The sequence below is a fragment of the Streptomyces sp. NPDC000594 genome, from assembly GCF_040299965.1.
Taxonomy (GTDB): domain Bacteria; phylum Actinomycetota; class Actinomycetes; order Streptomycetales; family Streptomycetaceae; genus Streptomyces.
On record NZ_JBEPCY010000011.1, the window covers coordinates 129,576 to 153,341 of the forward strand.

The 23,766-nt window shown below is 73.0% G+C and carries 22 protein-coding genes; 17 read left to right on the forward strand and 5 right to left on the reverse strand.

Annotated elements, in window-relative coordinates; translation table 11 throughout:
* Positions 1-34 precede the first annotated feature (34 nt).
* Positions 35-1,078 (forward strand): saccharopine dehydrogenase family protein, encoded by a 1,044-nt coding sequence (locus ABT354_RS17915; protein ID WP_351494697.1) that lies wholly within the window; start codon positions 35-37, stop codon positions 1,076-1,078.
* Here ABT354_RS17915 and ABT354_RS17920 read toward each other — a convergent pair.
* Positions 1,075-1,791 carry an NAD(P)-dependent oxidoreductase gene (locus tag ABT354_RS17920; protein ID WP_351494699.1) on the reverse strand — a complete coding sequence of 239 codons (717 nt, stop codon included), beginning with the start codon at positions 1,789-1,791 and terminating at the stop codon, positions 1,075-1,077. The two genes, ABT354_RS17915 and ABT354_RS17920, sit on opposite strands and share 4 nt — an antisense overlap.
* 103 nt (positions 1,792-1,894) lie before the next feature.
* Here ABT354_RS17920 and ABT354_RS17925 point away from each other — a divergent pair, with 103 nt between their 5' ends.
* Positions 1,895-2,593, forward strand: a complete 699-nt coding sequence (locus ABT354_RS17925) for a TetR/AcrR family transcriptional regulator (RefSeq protein WP_502983441.1) — start codon at positions 1,895-1,897, stop codon at positions 2,591-2,593.
* A 63-nt stretch (positions 2,594-2,656) separates the two neighbouring features.
* On the opposite strand, the gene ABT354_RS17930 is transcribed toward ABT354_RS17925, so the two are convergent.
* Positions 2,657-2,962 (reverse strand): barstar family protein, encoded by a 306-nt coding sequence (locus ABT354_RS17930; protein ID WP_351494701.1) that lies wholly within the window; start codon positions 2,960-2,962, stop codon positions 2,657-2,659.
* 92 nt (positions 2,963-3,054) lie between these two features.
* Here ABT354_RS17930 and ABT354_RS17935 point away from each other — a divergent pair, with 92 nt between their 5' ends.
* The 14 genes from ABT354_RS17935 to ABT354_RS18000 all read left to right on the forward strand — a co-directional run bounded on the left by ABT354_RS17935 (position 3,055) and on the right by ABT354_RS18000 (position 21,186).
* Positions 3,055-3,516, forward strand: coding sequence for a ribonuclease domain-containing protein (locus ABT354_RS17935; RefSeq protein WP_351494703.1), 462 nt, complete (start codon positions 3,055-3,057; stop codon positions 3,514-3,516).
* Between the two features lie 763 nt (positions 3,517-4,279).
* Positions 4,280-5,545 carry a hydroxymethylcytosylglucuronate/cytosylglucuronate synthase gene (locus ABT354_RS17940; RefSeq protein WP_351494705.1) on the forward strand — a complete coding sequence of 422 codons (1,266 nt, stop codon included), beginning with the start codon at positions 4,280-4,282 and terminating at the stop codon, positions 5,543-5,545.
* Positions 5,546-5,594: 49 nt separating this feature from the next.
* Entirely contained in the window at positions 5,595-6,620 is a 1,026-nt protein-coding gene (gene blsE, locus ABT354_RS17945; RefSeq protein ID WP_351494707.1) for a cytosylglucuronate decarboxylase, read from the forward strand.
* Positions 6,608-7,600: a CGA synthase-related protein gene (blsF, locus tag ABT354_RS17950; RefSeq protein WP_351494709.1), complete on the forward strand. Its 993-nt coding sequence runs from the start codon at positions 6,608-6,610 to the stop codon at positions 7,598-7,600. The genes blsE and blsF overlap by 13 nt, the downstream gene beginning before the upstream one ends.
* Positions 7,601-7,611: 11 nt before the next feature.
* Positions 7,612-8,946 carry an arginine 2,3-aminomutase gene (blsG, locus tag ABT354_RS17955; RefSeq protein WP_351494711.1) on the forward strand — a complete coding sequence of 445 codons (1,335 nt, stop codon included), beginning with the start codon at positions 7,612-7,614 and terminating at the stop codon, positions 8,944-8,946.
* Positions 8,943-10,121, forward strand: a complete 1,179-nt coding sequence (locus ABT354_RS17960) for a DegT/DnrJ/EryC1/StrS family aminotransferase (RefSeq protein ID WP_351494712.1) — start codon at positions 8,943-8,945, stop codon at positions 10,119-10,121. Before blsG ends, ABT354_RS17960 begins: the two co-directional genes overlap by 4 nt.
* A gap of 59 nt (positions 10,122-10,180) precedes the next feature.
* Positions 10,181-11,422: an ATP-grasp domain-containing protein gene (locus ABT354_RS17965; protein WP_351494713.1), complete on the forward strand. Its 1,242-nt coding sequence runs from the start codon at positions 10,181-10,183 to the stop codon at positions 11,420-11,422.
* Between the two features lie 125 nt (positions 11,423-11,547).
* The gene (locus ABT354_RS17970) at positions 11,548-12,780 is read left to right on the forward strand and encodes an MFS transporter (RefSeq protein WP_351494715.1); all 1,233 of its coding nucleotides are present in this window, start codon (positions 11,548-11,550) and stop codon (positions 12,778-12,780) included.
* 75 nt (positions 12,781-12,855) lie between these two features.
* On the forward strand, positions 12,856-14,775 hold the full coding sequence (locus tag ABT354_RS17975; protein WP_351494717.1) for a hypothetical protein: 1,920 nt from the start codon (positions 12,856-12,858) through the stop codon (positions 14,773-14,775).
* A gap of 38 nt (positions 14,776-14,813) precedes the next feature.
* Positions 14,814-15,509 carry a class I SAM-dependent methyltransferase gene (locus ABT354_RS17980; protein ID WP_351494719.1) on the forward strand — a complete coding sequence of 232 codons (696 nt, stop codon included), beginning with the start codon at positions 14,814-14,816 and terminating at the stop codon, positions 15,507-15,509.
* Between the two features lie 9 nt (positions 15,510-15,518).
* On the forward strand, positions 15,519-16,556 hold the full coding sequence (locus tag ABT354_RS17985) for a thymidylate synthase (RefSeq protein ID WP_351494721.1): 1,038 nt from the start codon (positions 15,519-15,521) through the stop codon (positions 16,554-16,556).
* Positions 16,553-17,080 carry a nucleoside 2-deoxyribosyltransferase gene (locus ABT354_RS17990; RefSeq protein ID WP_351494723.1) on the forward strand — a complete coding sequence of 176 codons (528 nt, stop codon included), beginning with the start codon at positions 16,553-16,555 and terminating at the stop codon, positions 17,078-17,080. The genes ABT354_RS17985 and ABT354_RS17990 overlap by 4 nt, the downstream gene beginning before the upstream one ends.
* Positions 17,081-17,161: 81 nt before the next feature.
* The gene (locus ABT354_RS17995; protein WP_351494725.1) at positions 17,162-17,521 is read left to right on the forward strand and encodes an NUDIX domain-containing protein; all 360 of its coding nucleotides are present in this window, start codon (positions 17,162-17,164) and stop codon (positions 17,519-17,521) included.
* The gene (locus ABT354_RS18000; RefSeq protein WP_351494727.1) at positions 17,512-21,186 is read left to right on the forward strand and encodes a CHAT domain-containing protein; all 3,675 of its coding nucleotides are present in this window, start codon (positions 17,512-17,514) and stop codon (positions 21,184-21,186) included. Before ABT354_RS17995 ends, ABT354_RS18000 begins: the two co-directional genes overlap by 10 nt.
* A 46-nt stretch (positions 21,187-21,232) precedes the next feature.
* On the opposite strand, the gene ABT354_RS18005 is transcribed toward ABT354_RS18000, so the two are convergent.
* On the reverse strand, positions 21,233-21,421 hold the full coding sequence (locus ABT354_RS18005; protein ID WP_351494729.1) for a hypothetical protein: 189 nt from the start codon (positions 21,419-21,421) through the stop codon (positions 21,233-21,235).
* 220 nt (positions 21,422-21,641) lie between these two features.
* On the opposite strand from ABT354_RS18005, the gene ABT354_RS18010 reads away from it, so the two are divergent.
* Positions 21,642-22,085: an NUDIX domain-containing protein gene (locus ABT354_RS18010; protein WP_351494731.1), complete on the forward strand. Its 444-nt coding sequence runs from the start codon at positions 21,642-21,644 to the stop codon at positions 22,083-22,085.
* 21 nt (positions 22,086-22,106) lie between these two features.
* Here ABT354_RS18010 and ABT354_RS18015 read toward each other — a convergent pair whose 3' ends face one another.
* Positions 22,107-23,135, reverse strand: coding sequence for a S66 family peptidase (locus ABT354_RS18015; protein ID WP_351494734.1), 1,029 nt, complete (start codon positions 23,133-23,135; stop codon positions 22,107-22,109).
* A gap of 112 nt (positions 23,136-23,247) precedes the next feature.
* A complete protein-coding gene (locus tag ABT354_RS18020; RefSeq protein WP_351494736.1) occupies positions 23,248-23,679 on the reverse strand; it encodes a DUF3291 domain-containing protein in 432 nt (143 codons plus the stop codon).
* Positions 23,680-23,766: the final 87 nt, after the last annotated feature.

A 23,766-nucleotide genomic window follows, 5' to 3' on the forward strand; every position in this document is an offset into this window, starting at 1 on the left:
ACTGTAGTGGGACTACAGTGTATTCCCTGGGAGCATGACGAACGCACATCCCGACGCCCTGACCGGCCGGATCCTTGTCATCGGCGGCCACGGCGCCGTGGGCACCACCGTGACCGCCACCCTCGGTGAGTGGTTCCCGGACCGGGTGGTCCCCGTCGGGCGGAACGCCGCCCGGCCCGGCGCCCCGTACGGAGCGCCGGTGGACATCACCGATCCCGGGACCCTGGGCCGGGCACTGGACCACCTCGGCGACATCGCCGCCGTGGTGCTCTGCGCCGAACCCCCCGACGACGCCGTCGCCCGGATGTGCCTGGAGCGCGGCATCCATCTCGTCGACATCGGCGCCACCCCCCGGTTGCTCGACTCCGTGGCCCGGCTGGGTCCGCTCGCCGAGGGCGCCGGGGCGACGGCCGTGCTCAGTGTCGGGGTGGCGCCGGGGCTGACGAACCTGCTCGCCCGGCGGGTCCACGAGGCCGTCGGCGGCGCGGACCGCATCGATCTCACCGTGCTGCTCGGCTCGGGGGAGCGGCATGGCGCGGACGCCGTCCGCTGGACCGTCGAAGGGCTGGCCGCCCCCGCGCGGGCGCGCCCGCTCCGGGTCTCCCTGCCCGGCCTGGGTACCCGGACCGCCCATCCGTTCCCCTTCTCCGACCAGCACACCCTCCCCGGCACGCTGGGGGTGCCGGAGGTGACCACCCGGCTGTGCCTGGACTCCCGGGCGCTGACGGGGCTGCTGTTCGGTCTGCGCCGGGCGGGGCTGCGGGAACTCCTCCGGCGTCCTGTCGTACGCCGGGCGCTGACCGGGGTGTTCCTGCGGGTGCACACCGGCGGGGAGGCGTTCGCACTGCGGGCCGACGCCCGGCGCGCCGGCCGGCACGCCGTCGCCACCCTCACCGGCGTGGCGCAGAGCCGGATCACCGGCCTGATGGCGGCCCTGGTCACCCGGGAGCTGCTGACCGGGACCCTGCCCCCGGGCGTGCACCATCTCGACCAGCTGCCCGCACTGGCCGATCTGGACCGGGAGCTGGCCCCGTACGGTGTCGTCCGCCGGGACACCGAGATCCGGTCGCGGGGCTAGCGGAGGTCCCGGGGGGCGCCGCTGTGGGCGAGGGCGCTGGGGGTGCGGCAGCCGACGATCGCCGGTGCCTCCTGGATCAGGGTGTCATCGGTGAGCGCCTCCACCATGAAGAGCGCGAAGTCCACCCGGCGGGTCAGATCGCTCGCCAGCACCGGGTCGCCCACATGCCGGCTCCAGACCGGCAGGCCCTGGCTGGGGCCCTCCTCCAGGGTGCTGCCGCGCACCACGGTCCACCGGGTGTCCCCGGCGAACACCCGGCGGCACGCCTCCACCTGGTCGTCGATTTCCACGGCCCGTACCAGCCTGCCCAGTACGGCGGCGACCCGGACGCCCAGGGTGAACAGCCGTGAGTAACGGTCCTGGCCGTCACGGGTGATGTGCCAGCCGCAGGAGAAGATCAGGCGCGCGCCCGGCCGTGCGTGGTCGAGGACGGCCTGGGCGGTGCCGGACGCGTACTGCCGCACCCCCCAGGGCACCAGCACCGTGAGCACCCCGTCGCAACCGTCCACCGCCCGCCGGATCACCTCGGGGTCGTCGGTGGGGCCGGGGACGATCGTCATCCGGCCCTCGAACGCGGCCAGTTTGGGCACGCTGCGCTCCCGGCAGACGCCCACCACCTCATAGCCGCGCTCCAGCGTGTGCCGGACCATGTACCGCCCGAGTTTCCCCGAGGCTCCGATGATGCAGACCTTCTTCATACGATCCGTGCCCATGGTGCGGTCCCTTCGCCGGAATGCCGACCTTACGCTGTAAGGCACGGTAACCTTATGCCGTAAGGCAGTCAATGGCGGTCAACCGCGGGGAAGGGAAGGGCAGATGGGCGAGGGAGGGATGGGCAAGGGAGGCAGAAGCCGGCGCGGGGCTTCGGCGCGCACACCGCTCAGCCGTGAGCGGGTGATCCGCGCCGCCGTGGCGGTGGCGGACGAGAAGGGCACGGCCGCCCTCACCATGCGGGCCATCGCCGAATCCCTGGGCGTGGAGGCGATGTCGCTCTACCACCATGTCACCAACCGCGAGGACATCCTCGACGGCATGGTGGACGCGGTGTTCGGCGAGATCGACCTGCCCCCGCGCGACCTGGAGTGGAGAAGCGCCATGCGCCACCGGGCGGCCTCCGCCCGTGCGGTGCTCCGGAGCCATCGGTGGGCCGTCCCCCTGATGGACTCCCGCTCCCGGCCCGGCCCGGCGACCCTGCGCCACCACGACGCCGTCATCGGCACGCTCCGCGCCGGAGGGTTCTCCGTACGGATGGCCGCGCACGCCGTCTCGCTGATCGACAGCTATCTGTACGGTTTTGTGATCCAGGAAGTGGGTCTGCCGTTCAGCGGCCCGGCGGAGCTGGACGAGGTCGCGGGTGCCATCCTGCGGGAGATGCCCGCCGACGCCTACCCCCACCTCGCCGAACTCGCCGTCGAACACGTCCTGGTGCCCGGCTACGACTACGCGGACGAGTTCACCTTCGGGCTCGCCCTCATCCTCGACGCCCTGCACCCGGACGAGCCCCCCGGTCCATGACCCGATCCCGATCCGGTGCCGGGGCGCTCCGGTGCTCCGGCACCGGGCCCGTGTGACAGCCGGTCAGGCCCGGTCGGCCGGCGGATGGACGACCAGGCGGTGCCGCTCGCCGTCGAAGACCTCGGCCAGGGCACGGCCCCCGGCGTTCTCCCCGGCGAAGAGCCCCCGGCGGCCCACCCGCACGGTCAGAGTGTCGTACCGGTCAAGGATCTCCGCGACACCCCCCGATTCGAGGGCGTCGGCCCAGGCGTCCAGATTCCGCCCGAACCAGTCGGGCAGTCCGCAGGGTTCGGCGACCGCGTCCCAGAAGTCCTCCAGCGTCCCGATGCACCGCCCCCGCAGATCGATCACCAGCTCGCTGTTGGCCATCGCGGCTCCCGGATCTGTCGTGTGCCCGGTGGGCACGGAACATCCATGGACCCTCCCGTGTCGCCCACAGTCGGTACATCGTTGGGCGAGACATGACTTCTCTGAGCAAACTGTGCCACACCGCCGCCGCCGCGCTCCTGCTGACCACTGTCCTCCTGCCGACCGCCGCCACGGCCGCGCCCGACCGGCCCGTCTCCCACCGGACGCTACTCCCCGCCGACATCATCGGGCCCCCACTGCCGGTCGAGGCCTTTCCCGGGCAGGTGAAGGAGGCCTGCGGGATCTGGAAGGAACTCCAGTGGCCGCGAGCGGCCCGCGCCACCGACCACCCGGTCGTGAACACCCGCCTGGTCATCCGGGGCAGCAATGTCTACCGCAACCGCTCCGGCGATCTGCCGCTCGACGGAAGCTACCGTGAGTACGACGTCAACCCCCGCACCCCCGGCGAGCGCCGCGACGCCGAACGCCTGGTCCGCGACCCCGGCACCCGCGCCGTCTGGTACACGGCCGACCACTACAGCAACTTCCAGGAGATCTCCTCCGGCTGCGAGTGATCCCATCCCGACGAGTGACTCCCGGCGCTCCGGCGCCCCGGCGCCTTCGACGGAAGCCGAACCCTCGCCCAGGCCCTCCCCGCACTCCGCCGGGCGGAACCGCAAGGGCGGGTGGAAGCACTTCAGGACACACCCGCCGCCGACCGGTCAGCCCTCGGCGCCCCGACCCGGCAGCACTCAACGGCCGAGGCGTCGTACCAGGTCAGGCCGGTGAGCGCGGTTCAGCGCCCCAGCGCGCTACGGCTCATCCAGCGTCAGGGCCGCACCTCGGTGGCGCGCCGCACCCCCGCTCTTTCGGCCATGTCGGGGCCTTCACAGGGGTTCCACATGGATCCCCCGCCACCTGCCCGGGTCCATCGAGGCGGACCGGCCGGGCCATCGGGACCCGCGCCGCGCCGTACCACCGACACGGCCACGGGAACCGCCGCCCGGCGCCCGGCCGTTCCCCCGTACCCCCGCGCTCCCCGGCGGCGGCGTGTCGGCCGAGGCGGTCCGGGACTCTACGCGCGTGACCCCCCGTCCCGCGCGGCCCCGGCTTCGGTCACGCACCGTCGCCATGACCGACCCGCCCGGCTTGTCCACCCCCGCCCCCTGGGGCGACGGCGGCCCCGGGTGACACGGCTCCGGGACCGGCACCCGTCGATGGCTGGAACAGAGAGGGTTACCTTGCGCCGTTCCCTCGGGGTAAATCAGCATGAAGTCGCCCAGAAATCAGCAATTCTGTCGGCAGGCGGCCGAAGGTGACGAAGGGATTCGTCCACACATGGAGAACAGACCAACCGGCCCCCCGGGCACCGTCGCCCTCGCGGGAGCCGAGTTCGGCTGGGGCAGCACCGGCAAGCTCAGCGCGGTGATCGCTGCTCTGCGTAACCGATCCCCCCGCCCGCTGCGCTTCATCGGACTCGCCTCCGGGATCGGCCGCGGAGTGCTGGCGGAGCATGGTGTCGAACGGTGGTACGACGTCTCCGCCGACGACCGGCGGTCCGTCCTGGACATCGCCCGGCGGGAAGATGTCACCGTCGGCCTGGTGGTCCTGGAAGGGCCCGCCGCCATGGCCCTGGAAGCGGCGGGGGTGCCCACCGTCTTCGTCGACAGCCTGCCCTTCCTGTGGACCGAGGCGGACCGGGACAGCCTCCCCCTGGACGCCTCCGTCTACTGCGCCCAGCGCTGTGTCGAACTGCCGGAGGGCTCCCGGGGCGTGCTCTCCTCGATCCGGAACCTGCGCTGGGTGGAGGCGGTCGTGGCCCGGTCATGTCCCGGGAACGGCCCCGGCGACGGCAACGGCACCGGGGGCCGTTTCGGAAGCGGCCCCGGAGTCCGTCCGTCCGCCGGGCCGCCGGTCCCCCTCCCGCCGCCGCGCCGCGCCCTGGTCAGCCTCGGCGGCCTGCGGTCCCCGACCCTCCCCGACTGGACCCGCTATCCGTATCTCGTCGTACCCCCCGTACTGAGCGCCCTGGAGTCGCAAGGGGTCCGGGAGGTCCATGTGGCGGGCAACCTGCCCGGGGAGTATGTCCCCGAACCCGTCGCGACCCCCCGGACCGAGGTCACCTACGGGCCGCTGGCCCATGGCGCCTTCCTGGACCGGCTCGCCACCGCGGACATCCTGCTGACCTCACCCGGGCTCACCACCCTGCTGGAGGCGGGCGCGCTGGCCAGGCCCGCCGTCTGCCTCCCGCCGCAGAACCTCAGCCAGATCCTCAACGGCCGCTTCCACAGCCGGGCGGTCGGCACGGACGTCCGGGTCCGCTGGCCCGAGCGGGTCTTCTCCGAGACCGGGGTGCTCACCGACCGGACGGGCGCCGAGGAGTCGGCGCTGCGGGTGATCTACGGAGGGATCGCCGCCGCGGCCGAGGACGCCCCGCGTACCCGGGCGGAGATCCAGGACGGAGTGCTGGCCGCCCTGCGGCGGGCCCGCTCCGGTGCCGTCTGGACGGGCCTCACCGACACCGTCGGATCCGCCGGCGCGGCCCAGGTCGCCGACCATGTCCTGGCACTCCTCCACCGGACCCCCACCGCCGCCGCCGGCTGAGCGGCGGGTCGCACCGCGGCCTCCGCCCAGGTGACAGGAAGGCTCCTCCATGACCGCACCACCGGAGACCCCTCAGGACGAGCCGAGGCACGGCACCCGTGAGCGGTATCTGTTCATCCGCATCCTCGAAGCGTGCAACGCGGACTGCTTCATGTGCGAGTTCGCCCTCTCCCGCGACACCTTCCGGTTCTCGCCCGACGACTTCGCCGCACTGCTGCCGCGCGCCGCCGCCGCCGGGGTCGGCTATGTGCGCTTCACCGGCGGGGAACCGCTGATGCACGCCGAGGTCGTGGAGCTGGTCCGGCTCGGCACCGAGGCCGGGATGAAGATGTCGATCATCACCAATGGCATGACGCTGCCCCGCCGGATCGACCGGCTGGCCGAAGTGGGTCTCGCCCAGATCATCGTCAGCCTCGACGGCGGCTCCGCCGGCACCCACGATGTCTACCGCCGTTCCCCCGGCATGTTCGAGAACGGTCTGCGCGGTCTGCGCGCCGCCGCCGCGCTCGGCGTACTGCCCCGGGTCAACAGTGTGGTGGGCCCGCACAACTACACCGAGATGCCCCAGCTCCAGAAGGTCCTCACCGAGGCCGGAGTACGCCAGTGGGAGCTGTCCGCGCTGAAACTCGAACGCACCATCCACTACCCCGACCCGGACCATGTACGGGCGCTGTGCGACCCGATCTACGAAGCCGACCCGGCCAGGACCCTGGTCCCGCTGGGCAAGCGGTTCTACGGGGACACCCCGGAGGAACGGGACCGCTACTTCCGCCGGTCCATCACCCCGAGGGCCACCGGACCCCTGTGCCATGTCGTGGACGATGTGATCTACCTCGACGGCAAGGGCGACCGGGCCTACGCGTGCAGCTGTCTGCCCCACCGCGAGGGCGACGACCTCGGCGGCGCGCCGCTGCGCGAGAACGGGGTCATCCGGCTCGACACCCCCACCTTCCGCAGACACGCCGACTTCTTCCGCGAGGAGGGGCCGCGCCGCTGCAACGGCTGCTCCACGACGGCGGCCGGATACAGCGACGACGTCGCCCGGCTGGGGAGCGTACCGCCATGGCAGTACTGACCCCCCGTGCCGCGCCCCCGCGCAGACGGGTCCTGTTGGTGGACGACCCCCGTCGGCTCGACTCCCTGACCGCCCGCCGCCGGATCGCCGTCCATCTGCGGGAGATGGACCTTCTGGAGCCGACGGGGACCGGAGGGCCGGCGGAGCCCGGGACGCCCGAGGGGCCGGGGGAGGAGCAGGAGGAGCAGGAGGAGACGGTACGGGCCGGGTGGTACGAACCCCGTCCGCACGCCGCCCTGGTGTGCGACGACCCCGCCGTGGCCCGGCGGCTCACCGAACACGGTGTCGCGGTGGTCCATCTGCACTCCGGCCACCGCGCGGGGCGGCTGCCCGCCACTACCGCCGCCGTCCACCAGGCCCACGCCCCGGCCTGGCTGCCCGGCCCCCGGCCGTCCGGCCCCGACCCCGTCCACCCCACCGGACTCCTCGCCCCCGCCCGGCTCACCCGGAGCCGGACCCGTACCGGCACCCTGCTGCTGGTCTCGGCGTACGGCACCCCCCGCCCCGACCTCGCCCGGTTCGCCGCCACCACGCTCCGCGCCCTGGCGGCGGAGGCGGTACGCCGCACCGGCGGCTGCGAAGTGGTCTGCGACACCGGGACCCGGACCCTGCGCACCGCCCTGGAACCGGTCACCGGCGCCCAGGTGCGGCCGGCCCGCGCGGTGGACACCGACGCGCTGCACGCGACCGCGCGGGCGTTCATCGCCTCCCCGACCCTCACCGCCCTCTCCCTCGCCCAGGCCCGCCGCTCCCCCCTGGCCTTTCTGCCACCCCTGGGAGCGGACCAGGAGGATCTGGCCCGCCGCACCGCGCCGGTGATGCCCGTCCGCACCGTGGACGACCCGGCCGGGGCCGCGCTCTGGGCGGTGCACGACTCCACCGAACCCTGGCCCGACGCCCTCGACACGGACGATCTGCGCGGGGCCCAGCGCGTGGCCCGGCGTGTACGCCAGCTCGCCCTCGCCCCCATGGCGTTCTGAACGGAGACCCGATGTCCCACCCGAGCGCGCGGAGCGACGGGATCACGCCGTCCCCGCGGACCGACGGGAGCACACCGTCCCGTACCACCCGCCGCGACGACATTCCCGACGCCCAGTGGAACGACTGGCGCTGGCACATGCGCAAACGCATCACGAATCTGGAAAAGGCCAGGGAATGGATCCGCCCCACGCCCGGCGAGGAGAAGGCCATCGCGGAGACAGCGGGAAAATACCGCTGGTCCATCACCCCCTACTACGCCTCGCTGATGGACCCGGACGACCCCGACTGCCCCGTACGGCAGCAGGCGGTACCCGCCCTCAGCGAACTCATGGAATTCAGCGGCGCCGAAGTCGACCCGGTGGGCGACATGTTCTACCGGAAGACCAATCGGGTGGTGCACAAATACCCCGACCGCGTCATCATGCTCATCACCGAGGCCTGCCCGGTCTACTGCCGCCACTGCACCCGGAAATTCCACACCACCGATGTGGAAGGAACCTACTTCGAGAAGAACGAGGGCGAGGACTTCGGCGCGGATCTGCAATACATCGCCGATCACCCGGAAATCCGCGATGTGCTCCTCACCGGCGGCGATCCGCTCTCCTACCGGGACGGCAAACTGGAGGAGATCGTCTCGGGGCTCCGCGCCATCCCGAGCGTCGAGATCATCCGTATCGGCAGCCGCTTCCCCGTCCTGCTGCCCCAGCGCATCACCCCCGAACTCTGCGCCATGCTCGCCCGCTACCACCCGGTCTGGCTGAACACGCACTTCAACCACCCCAAGGAGATCACCCCCGAGGCCGAGCAGGCGGTCGACCGGCTGCTGCGCCACGGCATTCCGGTCGGTAATCAGACCGTACTGCTCCGGGGGGTCAACGACGAACTGTCCACCATGCGCACCCTCATGACCGCACTGCTGCGCATCCGGGTCCGCCCGTACTACCTTTACCACTGCGACAACGTGACCGGGGTCTCCCATTTCATGACCTCGATCGAAAAGGGCTGGGAGATCATGGAAGGACTCCAGGGCCACATCACCGGATTCGGTGTCCCGCAATATGTCCTGACCACCCGGCTCGGGAAAATCCCCATCGCCCGTCCCTATCACCGCGAGACCCCCGAGGGACTGATGCTGCGCAACTACCGGGGCCAGGAGATGCTCGTGGACGGGACCTCCTGCCCGATCGCGGAACCAGCCGCCGGACCGATCGCGGAACCAGCCGCCGGACCGACCGCAGAACCAGCCGCTGAGCCAGCCGGGAAACCAGCCGTGGAACCGGGCACCCGGAGCGCCCTCGATCCGGCGGGAAGCCGGACGGCGGCCCCGGGGGAGGCGGGACGATGACCCTCGACAAGCGACTGGGACTGCGCTTCCTGCCCTACGGCGCCAACTATCTCGACTGGTCGGACATGAGCGAACTGCGCCACGCCGTCGAGCAGGGCGTGCTGTTCCGCTATCAGACCGAGTCCGAGAGCATGGCCAGTCTGCTGGAGCGGCGGGTCGCCGAGAAGCTCGGCGCCGCCCATGTCCTCGCCGTGCACAACTGCACCGAGGCGCTGCGGCTCGCCCTGGTCTCCACCCGGCCCCGGGTCGGCGACCCCGTCCACATCCCCGCCGTCACCTTTGTCGCCGTGGCCGGGGCGGTCCTCTCCACCGGACTGATCCCGGTGCCGGTCGATGTGGACGAGACCTTCTCCCTCGACACCTCCCTGCTGCCCCCGGACACCCAGCGCGTCATCGTCGCCCATATGGAGGGCACCGTCGCCGGGCTCCCCGAAGGGGTGCCCTATGTCATCGAGGACGCGGCCCAGGCGCTCGGCGCCGCCTTCCCCGACGGCCGCCGCGCCGGTACCCGGGGCTACGCCGGCACCTTCAGCTTCCACCACAACAAGGTCCTCACCTCCGGCGAGGGCGGACTGCTGGTCACCCAGGACCCCCGGGCATGGGAGGTGATGCGCTGCTACCACGACCACGGCTCCGCCCGGGTCCCCGGCCGCTACCCCACCTGGAACGAAGGCGCCTACTACGGGGAGAACTTCGTCACCAGCGAGGAGGTCGCGGCCATCCAGCTCCAGCAGTTCCGCCATCTCGACGAGATCCTCGCCGGGCTGGAGCGCCACTACGCCATCGCCTGCGAGGAACTCCCCGACCGCTCCGACATCACCCCGCTGCCGCGCGCGGCCGGTGACGCCAAGATCAGCCTCCGCTTCCGGCTGGAGAGCCGGGAACTCCGCGACGCGGCGGTCGCCCGCCTCACCGAGCGCTCCATCGCCAACTGGACCCTCGGCAAATACCTCCTCCCCGAGCACCCGGTCCTCACCTCCCGCCGGTCCCTGTACGCGGACGGCTTCCCCTGGAACCTCGCGGACGGTGTGCCCCGGGGCATCAGCCGGGACGGCTTCGCCCGCACCCGCGCCCTGCTGGACCGCACCCTGTGCGTACCGCTCTCCCCGGAGCTGTCCGAGGCCGACCAGCGGATCGCGGCCAAGACCCTCCGGCAGACCCTGGAGACCCTGTGACAGACCCTCCGGCCCACCCAGGACGGGCCCACCCAGGACGCCCGGCACACCCGGTGACGGTGGCACCGGAGACCGTCCTGCTCGCGGACGACCGGCCCTCGTCCTTCACCCGGTACGCCGCCCGGGAGCGCGGCGACCGGCTCGTCCTGCTCCGCTTCGAGGAGGCACGCGCCGATCTCCCGCCCGCCTATCTGCGGGAGACCGACCATCTGCCCGCCTTCTGGATCCGCGAGAACGTCCCCCTGGAGGCCGAGGCCCGGCGATACCTCTCCTGGATCGCCGGACGGCCCGTCCGCCCCACCCGCTTCTGCAACCCCTCCGAACCCCGTCAGCGCACCGCCCAGCGCTTCGCCCGGCTGGCCGGACTGCCCCACCTCACCGACCAACAGGTGCGATGGGTGCGGGACAAGGCGGCCATGAAGGACAAATTCCGGGAACTGGGCCTGCGGACCGCCGCCTATGAACGGGTGAACACCGCACGGGCGGTGACCCGCTTCGCGGCGGCCCATGGCTGGCCGGTCGTCCTCAAACCCGTCGACTCCTTCGCCTGCGTCGACACCTTCCTCCTCCGGGGACCCGCCGACGCCCGCGCCGTGGACCTCACCGCCCGTAGCTGGATCGCCGAGCAGTACCTCGGCGGTACGGAGTGGGAGGCATGCGCGCTGATCCACGGCGGCGAGGTGCTGGACGTCTGGCCCAGTGCGATGCCCTGCCGGCCCCTGGACATCGTCGACGGCGCGATGAACGCCAACATCAGCGTCGCCACCGGCCCCGGCCCCGCCACGGACGTGGCCCACCTGGTGCGGCGGATCGTCCACGGCATGGGAATCGACCACGGCTACCTCCATATGGAGTTCTTCGAGACCGACGGTGCCGCCTGGGCCGGCGAGGTCGGCCTGCGGCTCGCCGGATGCGAGATCACCGCCAACCACGGCCACGCCTACGGCTTCGACGTCTTCGGCGCCACCCTCGATGTCTACGCCGGACACCGGCCGACCCTGGAGTACGGCAGGCGGCGCTGCGTCGGCGATCTGCTGCTGCCGCTCCCCGGCAGCGGCACCGTCACCCGGCTCACCCCGCGCCGGGAACTCCTGGCGCTCCCCGGAGTCATCGACGCCGTGCTGCGCACCGCACCGGGGGAGCGCGTCACCGCCCGGCGCGCCTCCCACAACTCCTGCGGACATGTCCATATCGAGGGAGCCTCGGCGGCCGAGGTGGAGCGGCGGATGCGGCAGGTGCTGGACACCTTCGCCATCGAGGTCGCACCGGCGGCCGAGGACACCCCCGCGGCCGTCCCCTGACCGGGACCCCCGATCCCCGATCCCCGAGACCTCTGATCCCCGGTGCCCGGCGGCCCGCCCCCCGGCCGGCGACACACCCCGGCCCCTTCCCCCGACAGACGGAGAGCTGAGCCACGATGACAGGGATGCCCCGACGGTTCCTGCGACTCCTCACCCGCCCCCATGTGGCGGGCCCCGCCTGGTGGAGCGTGGTGTCCCGGCTGCCCGTCTATCTGATGTCGCTCGCCATGGTCCTCGTCGTCCGCGAACAGGGCGGCAGCTACGCCCAGGCCGGACTCGTCTCCGCGCTCTACACCCTGGGCATGGCCCTCGGCAGCCCCCTCGTCGCCCGCCGGGTCGACCGCGCCGGACGGCGGGGCGTCCTCCTCGGCACCGGACTGGTCTACCCCACCGCCCTCACCGCCCTCGTCTGGGCCACCGGCCCCGCGACCCCCGCCCAACTGGCGCTCGCCGTCGCCGCGGGCGCGGCACTGCCCCCGGCCAACGCCTGTATGCGCTCCCTCTGGGCCCGTCTCCCGCTCCGTGCGGACGAGCGGGAGACCGCCTACCTCTGGGAGGCGCTCCTCACCGAACTGCTCGTCATCGGCGCCCCCCTGATGCTCGCCGTACTGATGGCCGGCGGGTCGGCGGGGCTCGCCGTCACCACCGTCGCCGTCCTCGGCGGTATCGGCGCGCTGGGCCTGGCGCTGACCCCGCCCCACCCCGACCTCGCCGAACGGGAACGCAGCGCCACCAAGGAACAGGACACACCGGGCGGCCTGTTCGGACCGCTGCGCGACCCGGTCCTCCTCGCCCTGGTCGCGGTGATGGCCGGATCCGCCGTCCCCATCGGTCTGATGACCCTGGCCATCCCCGCCTTCGTCGACCGGCACGGCACCCCCGGACACACCGGCCTGGTCTATGCCTGCTGGGGCATCGGCAGCGCGATCGGCGCCCTGTGGCTGGGCACCTCCCAGTCCCGGCGGCCGGTGCACCGCCGCTTCCCCTGGCTGGTGCTCGCCTACGCCGTGGGCACCGCCCTGCCCCTGTTCGCCACCTCCGAGACCACCCTCGCCCTCGCCCTGGCCCTGGGCGGCGCCCCCATCGCCCTCGTCTCGGCCTGCGAGATGAACCTGGTCGGTGCGGTGGCCGACAGCCGCTTCCTCACCGAGGCGTTCACCTGGGCCTCGCTCGCCACCGTCCTCGGCGAGGCGGTCGGCCAGCAGACGGGCGGCCTGCTGGTCGAGCCCATCGGACCGCACGGGGTCTTCGCGGTCGCCGTCGCCGCCGCCCTCACCACCGCGCTCGGGGCCTTCGGCTGCCGGCGCCTGCTCACCCAGGGGGTGACCCGCTCGCTCTCCACCGCCCCCACCAGCTGACCGCCCGCCCCCCGCCCCCCGACCGTCCGACCACCCCTCCGCACACTCCCCGAATCCGGACAGAGGTCACCCCTGATGCACTCCGCCGACACCGACCAGCGCACCACCGAACGGATGTCCCCCACCCCGACGGCGCTGCTGCGGCCCGTGGCTCCCGACCGGCTCCGCGCCGCCGTACAGGAGTTCCTCGGTGCCCCCGCATCCGGCGCCGCCGTACCGGACACCCCCACGGCGGCCCCGCGCGGTCCGGTCCCCGTCCTGGTGGACGGCCGCCCCGACCTGGCGGAGAGCATCGACCTCGCCTCCCCCCTGTACGACCGCACCGCCCGCCCCACCCCCCTCGACCACGGCGTGGTCCTCGGCGCCGGAGAGCTTGTCGACGGGACCACCGACCTGGCCGCACCGCTGGCCCGCAGCTGGCTGTCACCGAAGGACCTCCACCGGTGGGGCCATGAGCTGGGCGGCACCCTCCTGATCCTGGGCACCTACCGCCACCTCCGCCTCGACCCCGTCCGCGCACTCCTCCAGAGCACCTACCGGGCCGACGGACTCGGCGTCTCCTTCCTCAGCGGACGGGATCCGCGCTCCCTGCACTGGCATGTGGCCAAGCAGTACCTCGCCACCGACGGGAGCCTCACCCGCCTCGGCCTCTTCACCGACACCGACCGCCCCGCCCCCGCCCATGACGTACGCGTCTACGACGACCGCGCCTTCGAACGCGTCGACATCCGGTCCGAGATCCTCGACCACCGCTGGCGCAAGGTCGTCTTCCAGGGCCATGGCAAGGACGACAGCGTCAACCTCGGCGAGTTCACCCTCTGCGGCCTCAACCCCACCGCCCCCCGCGACCCCGCCCTCCTCGGCCCCCGCTGCGCCTACGGACTGCCCTGCTACAAACCCGAGGACAAACTCGTCCCCCTGCACCGGGTGGCGGCGGCCGAGATCGTGCTCAGCGCCTGCAACAGCGGCCCCCTCTCCGACCTCGCCCTCTACGACCCGCGCTACCAGATCCTGCTCAACGCCCTCGACGGACCCGCCCGTACCGTCGTCTCCGCCGTCTCCGTCCACGACTCCGACCGGCCCGAGAACACCGAGTGGATGCGGGCGGCGGCGACCGGGGCGGACTCCGCCGACACCCTCAACGCCAGCCTGGCCGGCTCGCACCCGTACCCCGCCTTCATGCGCTTCGGCCTGCCCCACCAGAAGGACGGCGCACCGCCCCCGCCCCCGCCCGCCGACCACCGGCCCGACGAGCTCCTCCTCACCGTCGGCACCCGGCTCACCGCCCTGCTCACCGGCGATCTGCTGCCGCACAACCATCCGCTGCGGCCCCGGCTCACCCGGCTCGCCCGGAAGACGGACCTCTGGGTGGCCCGCCCCACCTACCGCGCCGAGCGGTCCGGCGACCGGATCCGCGCCTCGCTCACGGCGGACCTCCAGTCCCTGGACCATGCCATCGCCCGGCAGGTCACCGAGAACCCCGAGACCGAGCTGATGAACTACCCCGCCCACTTCGGCGACCGCAGCCGGCTCGACCCCCGGGTCGACCAGGTGGTCTGCCACTGCGGACGGCCCGCCCAGCGGTTCACCCGGCGCGGTCTCCTTCCGCATGTCCTCGACACCGTCTGCGTGGTCTGTCTGCGCTGCGGGGATGTGACCTTCCGGGTCCCGGGGGCGCCCGGGCTGCTGGCGTACGCCGATGACACGGTCCCGGCGGGCGGGGTCCTGGAGATCCGCGCCGAGCTGACCGCCGCCCGCCCCGGACCCGTACGGCTCGGGGTCTTCGTCCCCGGCTATCTGCGCGAGGACACCGCCGTGACACCGGCGGCCGTCAGGGTCAAGGCGGCCGACCGCACCCCCCGGGATGTGACCTTCCAGCTCCGCTTCGCCCCGGACACCGCCCCCCAGGCCTACTACTTCACCGTCTTCGCCGTGCAGGACCTGGCGGTCTCCACCGCCCGCCGGCACTTCGGAGTCGTCCCCCGGACCGGCTGACACCGCCGGCCTCCACCCGTCACCCCAGGAGGACACCCATGGAGCAGACCAGCGCCGCCACCACCACCCCGGAATCCAGCGCCGTCACCGCCCCGGAGGCCGACACCGTCACCGCCCCGGGGACCACGGCCGGCCCCACGGTCGAACTCATCGAGACGGACGGCGAGACCACCCTGAGCATCGGCGGCGAACAGGCCATGCAGGCCTGGGAACGCGATCTGATGTGGGCCGGCGCCGATCTGCTCTGCCGGCACGGCCAGGACTTCTACGAGGTCGGCCTCGGACTCGGCCTCTCCGCCCTGCGCATCGCGGAGAACCCCGCCACCCGCAGCCATACCGTCCTGGAACTCTTCGGCGAGGTGGAGGACCTCTTCCGCGCCCGGCACCCCGACCCGCCCGCCAACCTGACCATCGAACGCGGCGACTTCTTCCAGCGCGTCCGGTCCCTGCCGACCGCCGCCTTCGACGGCATGTTCTTCGACCCCGCCCTGGACATGGACGTCTGGACGGACAAGGACCTCTGGGCCCGGACCATGCCCGAGGTCGTCCGGGTGCTGCGCCCCGGGGGCGTCTTCATCCCGTTCTTCAGCACCAAGCCGGAACTGCGCTGGCAGTACGTCGAGCACTTCAGCCGCATCCATGTCGAGCGCCACCCCTACCGGGCGTACGACACCACGGAGTACACCTACGGCACCAGCGGCAACGCCTACATCCAGTGCTTCTCCAAGGACTGAGGGGGCCCCGTGCGCAGCATCTACCGAACGGTCGAGGACGCGTATCTGCGGGAGCTACGCGAGACCCATGACCACGCCGCCCATGTCAACGCGCCCCGGGGCTTCCCCAGCCGGGAGCGGCTCGGGGTCTCCTTCGCGGTCCGGGACCCGGTCCAGCGCCATGTCGCCCTGCCCCGGCGGCGCGCCAATCCGGTGTTCAACTTCGCCGAGGTCCTCTGGTACCTCTCCGGCAGCCCCGACCTCGACTTCATCGCCCACTACGCGCCCAGCATCCGCGCCTACTCCGCCGACGGGGCCACCCTCGCCGGCACGGCGTACGGCCCGCGCATCTTCCGCTATCGCGGCCCGGCCCCGGGAGGCGGCCTGGACCAGTGGCGGACCGTGCGCGAGGTGCTGGCCGACGACCCGGACAGCAAACGCGCGGTCGTCCAGATCTTCGACCCGGCCGAGCTGCGCATCCCCGGCAATATCGATGTCGCCTGCACCCTCTCCCTCCAGTTCCTGATCCGCGAGGGACGGCTGCACGGCATCGGCGCGATGCGGGCCAACGACGCCTACCGAGGCATGGTGAGCGATGTCTTCTCCTTCACCTTCCTCCTCGAACTCCTCGCCCGGGAACTCGGTCTGGAGGTCGGCGGCTATGTGCACCAGGTCGGCTCGTACCACATCTACGACAGCGATCTGTGCCGGGTGACGGCGGTCCTGGACGAGGCCGTGACCCGGGGGCCGTCCCCCGGCCCCGACCTCTTCCCCGCCCTGCCGGCGGGCGACAACTGGCCCTGGATCCACGAGGTCCTGCGGCTGGAGGCGCTGCTGCGCGCCGACGCCCTGGGCCTGGGCGCCGACGACATCCGCCGGCTCCCCCTTCCGGAGTACTGGCAGGACGTGGTGGCGCTGCTCGAACTCCACCGGCGGCTGACCTACGAGGGGTCCCTGGACGGCCGTCTGATGGCGGCCCTTCCGCCGCTGTTCCGGCGGATGATGTGCCATCGCTGGCCCCGGCAGTCCGCGTCCGCCCTCTCGTCCGTTCCGGAGGTATCCCGGTGACCCTCACCAGCAACAGCAGCAACAGCACCCGGCGGCCCGCCCCCGCCGGGGTCCGCAGTGTCTTTCTCGCCGGGCCCTTCATGGGACTGGTCGACCCCGGCACCAACCGGATGGCGACCACCGCGCAACTCCCCTTCGTTCAGCTCATCGAGCACTTCGAGAGCCAGGGACTCCAGGTCTACAACGCCCATCGCCGGGAGGCGTGGGGCGCCGAGATGATCCCGCCCGACCGGTGCACGGCGCTCGACCAGGAGGAGATCGGGAAGGCGGATGTGTTCGTCGCCCTCCCCGGCATCCCGGCCTCTCCGGGCACCCACATCGAGATGGGCTGGGCGAGCGCCTTCGGCAAACCGATCGTGCTGCTGCTGGAGGACGGCAGGGAGGAGGAGTACGGATTCCTCGTCCGCGGCCTGAGGTCGGTGGCCACGGTCGAGTATGTGCGCTATACGGAGGTCCGTGACGTCCTGGGGGAGGTCGACGCCGCCGTCCGGCGCGCCGTCGACCGTCTCGGTACCTCCTCCTGACCCCTCCCGCCCCGTCGTCCTGATGTCCCGTCGTCCCGGTGTCGGACCCTCGCCCTAGGGTGATCCGATGACACGTGACACGTGACACGTTCGACGGGCGGGCGGGTCGAGCCGGGGGAGACACCCCGGGAAGGAGCCCGGCGGGAGCTCTTCGAGGAGACCGGGGTCGCGGCGGACCCGCTGCCACGTCTGCCGGTACGCGCGACGGCTGCGACGGCTTCCGGCCGGAGCCCCGGGTGGGTCGGCGGTGTCCGGTGCGGTACGGGTCCGGCGGACCGGGCGATAAGCGGGTGGCTGCCGGTCGGTTCGTGGCCGGTGCGCCCGCGGAGGTTCCGCCGGGCGGTGGCGGGCCGCACCATGGGCGGCGGGGTGTGCCGTACCGGTGTGCGGCGGTGCCCCGGTTCAGGACGGCGGCCGGAGGGGGAGCGACCATGGAGCTGAGCGGGGCGGACCGGGGGCCGGACCACGGTGGGCCGGAGGAACCGCGCGAGCGGGCCCGGCGGGCCGCCGCCGACGCCCTGCCCCTGATCATCAAGACCCTGGCGGACCGCCCGCCCGGCACCCCGTCGGACCGCCCGTTCACACCCGGCGGACCGGGCCCGGTCCGGGTCCCCCTGAAGGTCGACCCCGCGCTGCTGGACCGGACCCTGGCGGAGGTGGCCGCGCTGGAGACCGAACTCGCCGCCGTACTCCCCGACGACGACCCCGACCTCGCCCTGCTGCGGGCCAGGCTCGGCGGTCTGTGCACCACCCGCTATCTGGCCGACCCCACCGACGACGACCGCGGCCGGGGACTCGCGGCCCTGCGCGCGGCCCGCGCCTCCGGCGCGCTCGACCCCCGCGCCGAACGGTCCGCCCGGGGCCATCTGGTGCTGATCCTGCACACCCCCACCGCCCTGGGCGGCGGTCTGGACGGCAGCATGGACGGTCTCCGGAAGATTCTGGGCATGGCCCAGCAGCTGTCCCGGCGCGACCCCGAGTTGCTCCGGGACCAGCGGGAGCTGAGCGAACTGATGACCGGGATGCTGGCGGACCTGGGCCCCGGGCAGGCGCCCTTCGTCCAGGCGTACGCCCGGACACTCGACGCGCTCTCCGGGATGAAGACCTTCCAGGACATGGCGGGCGCGATGGACGTGGCCCAGCAGCTGGCGCCCTACGTCCCCGGTATCGGGGGCAGCACGTCCGGCTTCCTCCACGAGATGCGCCGGATGGCCGAGGCGTTGCCCGCCGAGGACTGGGGCCGTCCCCTCCCCGAGGATCTGCTGGAGACGGAGGAAAAGCTCCTGGACACCGCCCTCGGCCTGGTCATGCGGTTTCCGGGGCTGCTGGGGCCCGACGACATGAGGAGTGTGCAGGAGGCCTGGCGGAGCCGGGCCGGGGACGGCCCCGCGGACGCCCTCATGGACGCGCTGGCCCGGATGGGTACCGGCCTGCGTACCGGGGATTACGCGGAGCTTCCCGAGGCGGCCCGGCTGATGGGCCGGGCGAGAGCGGGGGACGCACCCGGATGGGCCCAGTGGCTCGCCGAGTTCCTCCAGCCCGCGCTCACCGCCGTGGCCGGCCGGATGGGCGGCAACCTCATGGACCGGGACCAGGCCAGGGAGTCGCTGCGCGCCCTCCTCCAGCAGGGCTCGGCCACCCTCGGCGCCCAATACGCCGCCGACTCGTACGGCCGGGAACTGCAAGCCGTCTCCCGGCTCATGCACACGGCGCTCCGGCTTGAGCAGATACGCTGGGACAGCCCCGCCGAACTGGACACCATGCTGGCGGAGCTGCTGCGGCTGAGGCAGGAGGAGGACCCGGACTCCCCCTGGGGCCACTATCTTCCGCTGGAGACCGGGATGGTCCGGCTGGCGCTGGCCGCGCGGGACGGCTCCCTGACACTCCTGCGCGACGCCCTCGCCGATCTGGACGAGGCCACGGAGCACCCCGGTGTATCGCCCGTGGTCCGTCCGCTGCTCGACGCGCTCTGGCCGCCGCTGGTCGCACTCTCCACCTGGTACGAACCCGATGCCACCCGGGTCCGGGCCGCCATCGAGCGGGCCCGGCGGAGCCTGGACGGACCGTCCCTGGTCGCGGGCCAGCAGGGGATGGTCCGGCTGTCCATCGCCTACGCGCTGACCACGTTGTACGAGACGCAGGGCGGCGCCCTCGACCTGGCGGAGGCGATCCGGGAACTGGAGCGCGCCTGGGCGGATCTCGACGCGGCCGGCTCGCCGGAGGTCGCCCAACGGGTGCTGTGGGGGCTGGCCGAGGCGTACGGGATGCGCGGCGACCGGGCGTCGGCGGTGATGGCCGCGCGGGACTCGCTGCGGATCGTCGCCGAGGACGTCCTGCTCCAACTGGGCGCGGAACACGGCCTGGAGGCGGCCCGGGCGGGGGCCAGCAGGGCGCTCTCCGCCGCCCGGTGGGCCGCCGCCGAGGGGCGCGCCGACCAGGCGGTCGAGTCGCTGGAGACCGGGCGGGCCATGGTGCTGCGCTCGGTGGCCGCCTCCACCGGCGTCGCCGCCCGGCTGGACGCGTGCGGCGAGCACGAGCTGGCCGAACGGTGGCGGACGGCCCTGCGGGAGCTGCCGTCCCGGTCGGGTGGCCTCCGTCCCGTGGAGGGTGCCCGGGAGACCGCCCGCCCGCTGCCGGGGCTGGAGCCCGGGATCCCCAGCGAACTGCGCCGCCGGGCCCTGGACGCCCTGCGGGAGGCGCCCGCGGAGCCGGGCGCACCGGCCGCCGATCCGCTCTCCGGGGTGCTGGGCGTCCCGGCCCCCGGCGAGCTGCGCGACGGAGTGCGGGCGGCCGGCGTGGACGCCCTGGTCCATCTGGTGCCGGGTACGGACAAGGAGGCCGGGCTCGTCCTGCTCGTCCCGCGTGCCGGTGAGCCGCGCACGCTCTGGCCCGATGGACTCGACCCGCTCGGGCAGGGGCCGCTGAAGGAGTATCTCGACGCCGGAGCCCACCGTTCCGCCGTCCGGGGAGAGGAAAGGGCCGTCCGGGACGCGGCCCATGAGCGCTGGGAGACCGCGCTGGAGGCGCTCTGCGACTGGGCCGGCGAGGCCGTGATGGGCCCGCTGCTCACGGCGGTGGCCGCGTGCGCCGAGGAGGCCGGAGCAGTGGCCGGGGGAGACGGCGGGGGAGGGGACAGCGGAGGCGACGGGGAGCCCGTACGGCTGGTCCTGGTCCCCTGCGGGAACCTCGGGGTCGTCCCCTGGCACGCCGCCCGGCTGCCCTCCGCCCCCGGTTCGCCGCCCCGCTATGTCTGCGAGCGCGCGGTCGTCTCGTACGCGGCCTCCGGCGGGGAGTTCCTGCGCGCCGCCGGGCGGGAGCGGCGCAGGCCCGACGAGCGCGTGGTCCTGGTCACCGACCCGACGGGGGAGCTGGAGTGGGCGCAGGACGAGGTGACCGCCCTGCGGGAGGCGCACTACCCCGGCGCGCTGCTGTACGGCTGGCACGACGATCTGCCCGAGGACGCCCCGGGGACCCCCGGCGATGTGCTCTCCCTCCTCCCGGGTGGTCTCCCCGGCGCCCGGGACGACGCCTCGCTGGTCCACCTCGTGGTGCACGGCATGGCCGGGCTCCGTCCCACCGACTCCGTGCTCCAACTGGCCTCCCCCGACGGCACGGTGGACGGCCCGGAGGGACGGCTCACGGTCACCCAGGTCCTCGATGTGCCTCCCGCCCTGCCCGGGGCGCCGGGTGGTTCCGCCCCCGCCGGCGGGCCGTTGGTGGTGCTCAGCGCCTGTGAGACGGACCTCAGCAGCCGGGACCACGACGAGGCACTCACTCCGACGACGGCGCTGCTGGCCCGGGGCGCCACCGATGTGGTCGGCTCCCGCTGGGAGGTCGTGGACGGGGCGTCCGCCGCGCTGATGGTCGTCTTCCACCACCATCTGACCACCGGTGGCCTCGCCCCGCCCGACGCCCTGCGCGCCGCCCAGCGGTGGATGCTCGACCCGGACCGCCGCCCCGTCCCCGGCCTCCGGGGCGCCCTGCTGACCCGGACCGAACGGTCCGCGGAACGGCTGGCCTCGGTCTCCTCCTGGGCGGCCTTCATCCATCAGGGCAACCCCTCGGCGACGGGCCGCACCGGGAGCCTCCCGGCCGGAACTCCCTGAGCACCGCCAGGGCCGGGCCGGAGACCTCGCCTCCCGCACGCATCGCTCAGCCGACGGCACCGTCCTCGTTGCCGTTGCCGCTCCGGCTCTTCCCGGAGCGCCCGACCAGCGCCCCGGCGGCACGCGTCACGGCCGCCACACCGTGCGTCCAGCGCGGCCCGCCGCGCGGGGCCCACACCACACACACGCACCCGAAGACCGTGAGCGCCAGGACACCGAGCAACACCAGGATCATGCTTCCTCCTCCACCCGCATCTGTTCGCGCGGCCACGGTGGCCGCCCTCCCCTGGATGAGATGCCCCGCAGACCCCGGGGGTTCATCCGCCGGGACGGAGAGTACGGCAGGCCCCGGCATCCCCGCCGGTCAGGGCCGCCGCCCCCTGGACCGTTCTAGAATGGATCATGGTGGTACGGGGATGTCCGCCCACCGGCCGAACGGGGAAGGGGTGGGAGAGATGGACGCTCAGGTGCGGACCCGTGTCTCGGCGTACGCCATCGCGGTGGAGGACGACCGGCTGCTCCTGGCCCGGCTGTCGGAGGCGTCACCGATCTTCGCGCCGGGGCTGTGGCATCTGCCGGGCGGCGGGATCGATCCCGGTGAGCAGCCCGTGGAGGCCCTGGCCCGGGAGCTGCGGGAGGAGACCGGACGCGGGCTCGCCGCCGCCCGGCTGGTCGACGCGCGGACCTACGCGGTCCGGCGGAACGCGGTGGACTGGCACCTCACCGCCGTGTTCTACGCCGTCCGTCTCACGGCGGGGGAGCCGACGGCCGCCGAGACCGACGGCTCCACCGACGCGGCGGCCTGGATCCCCCGTACCGAACTGCGGGTCCCTACGCTCTCCCCGGCGGCCGCCGACGCACTGCGCCTGCTGGAATCCGACGGAACGCCCTTCCGGTGAGCACCCGGCGCGCCCGAGCCGTCAGACCAGGGTCTGGGTCAGCTCGCTCCGGTGCGCCGAGTGGACGATCCGGCCGTAGGCGCCATTGACGATCGGCAGATGGGGCGGGACATGCCCGCACTCCACATCGGCGATGATCGGCACCTTCAGGGAGCCGAGCGCGTCGAGGACCGCCTCGTGCTGGGTGAGGGTGGCGTTGTCCGGCGCGGTGGTCCGGCCGACGAGGATCGCGTTCGCGCGGTCGAAGAATCCGGCGAGCCTCATCCCGTGCAGATTCCGGCAGATGGTGAAGGCGTCGTTGTCGGTGGCCTCGACATAGACGAGCAGTCCGTCCGGGGACTCGTCGCGGGCGAAGGCCGGGAGGTCGAGGTAGGCCGTCCCCGCGAGGTTGCACAGGGTCTCGATACAGCCGCCGATCAGCCTGCCCTCGGCCGTCACATCGGCGGTGCCGTCGAGCCGGGTCCAGCCGCCCGCCGCGTCGAGGGTGTACTCGCGCACCCCGGGGAAGTCCGCGTAGTCGTCGAAGCCCGCGCTCCGGTGGCTCCCGGGCGGGGTCTGGACGAACCGGTGCCCGGCGGGTGCGGCGACGATGTCCAGCCAGGAGAGCAGGCCCTCGGGTACGTGGTAGGGCGTGTCCATGAGGTTGTTGCCATGGACGGTCGCCATCCCCGTGAGCAGGGTCAGCGGGGTGCTGAGGGTCGAGAGGTCGGAGAAGCCGACGAGCCAGGTCGGTTCCGTCTCCCGCAGCAGGTCCCAGTCGAGCAGCGGGATCAGATCGATCGCCGTCTCCCCGCCCCACGGCGGCACGATCGCCCTGATCGTGGGATCGGTCAGCATCGACATCAGCTCGCGCGCACGGTCGGCGGCCGGGGCGCTCACATGGCCCGAGCCGTCCATGCACGCTCCGACGACGACCTCGTACCCACGGTCCCGCACCACCTGGAGGGCGAACCGGAGGCGCTCACCCAGCTCCGGGGAGACCCCGCTCGACGGAGAGGTGACACCGATACGGTCGCCGGGGCGCAGAGGACGGGGATATCGAACTGACATGCGCCGCATTCTGGCATGAGGTGCGCCGGGCGTGACACCGGGTTTCTTCGCTGGTCAGCTGGTCAGCTGGTCAGCAGGTCAGCAGGGCTGGAGGGCAGAGGAACAGCGGTGGTCAGCCGTTCACCGGGCCGGCCGGTCCCGGCCGGGCGTCGGCGACGGCCTGGGTGTCCAGCCGTCGCCGGGCGTCGTCCCAGGTCAGCGGAAGGTCATCGGTGGAGACCTCCCAGAAGGTGAAGGTCGCGGTGCGCATGGTGGGACGCATGGTCTCCATGATGTGCCGGTGGGGCTCCGTTCCCGCGAAGACGTACAGCGCGTCGCGGCTCTCCCACGCGGACAGCGTCAGAAAGGTCCCGGACAGGGGCTGGGCGACCAGGGACGCCCCGAAGGCCCCCGGCGCGGAACGTACCTGCCGCCATGCCTTCAGGGAGTTCAGGAAGAACCGCGGTACGTCCTTGCGGGACCGCAGGACGAAGCGGGACGCCATGACATACGCGGGCGTGTGCGACGGGGCCGGGTTGGGTGTCGTCCAGGGAAGCGTCGGCATGCGATTCCGCCTCTCTTCTCGGCGGTGCGGCCCCGCAGGCCCGTCGCGGGCCGGGCGACCAACCCGCGCGGGCCCGCACGACCAGCA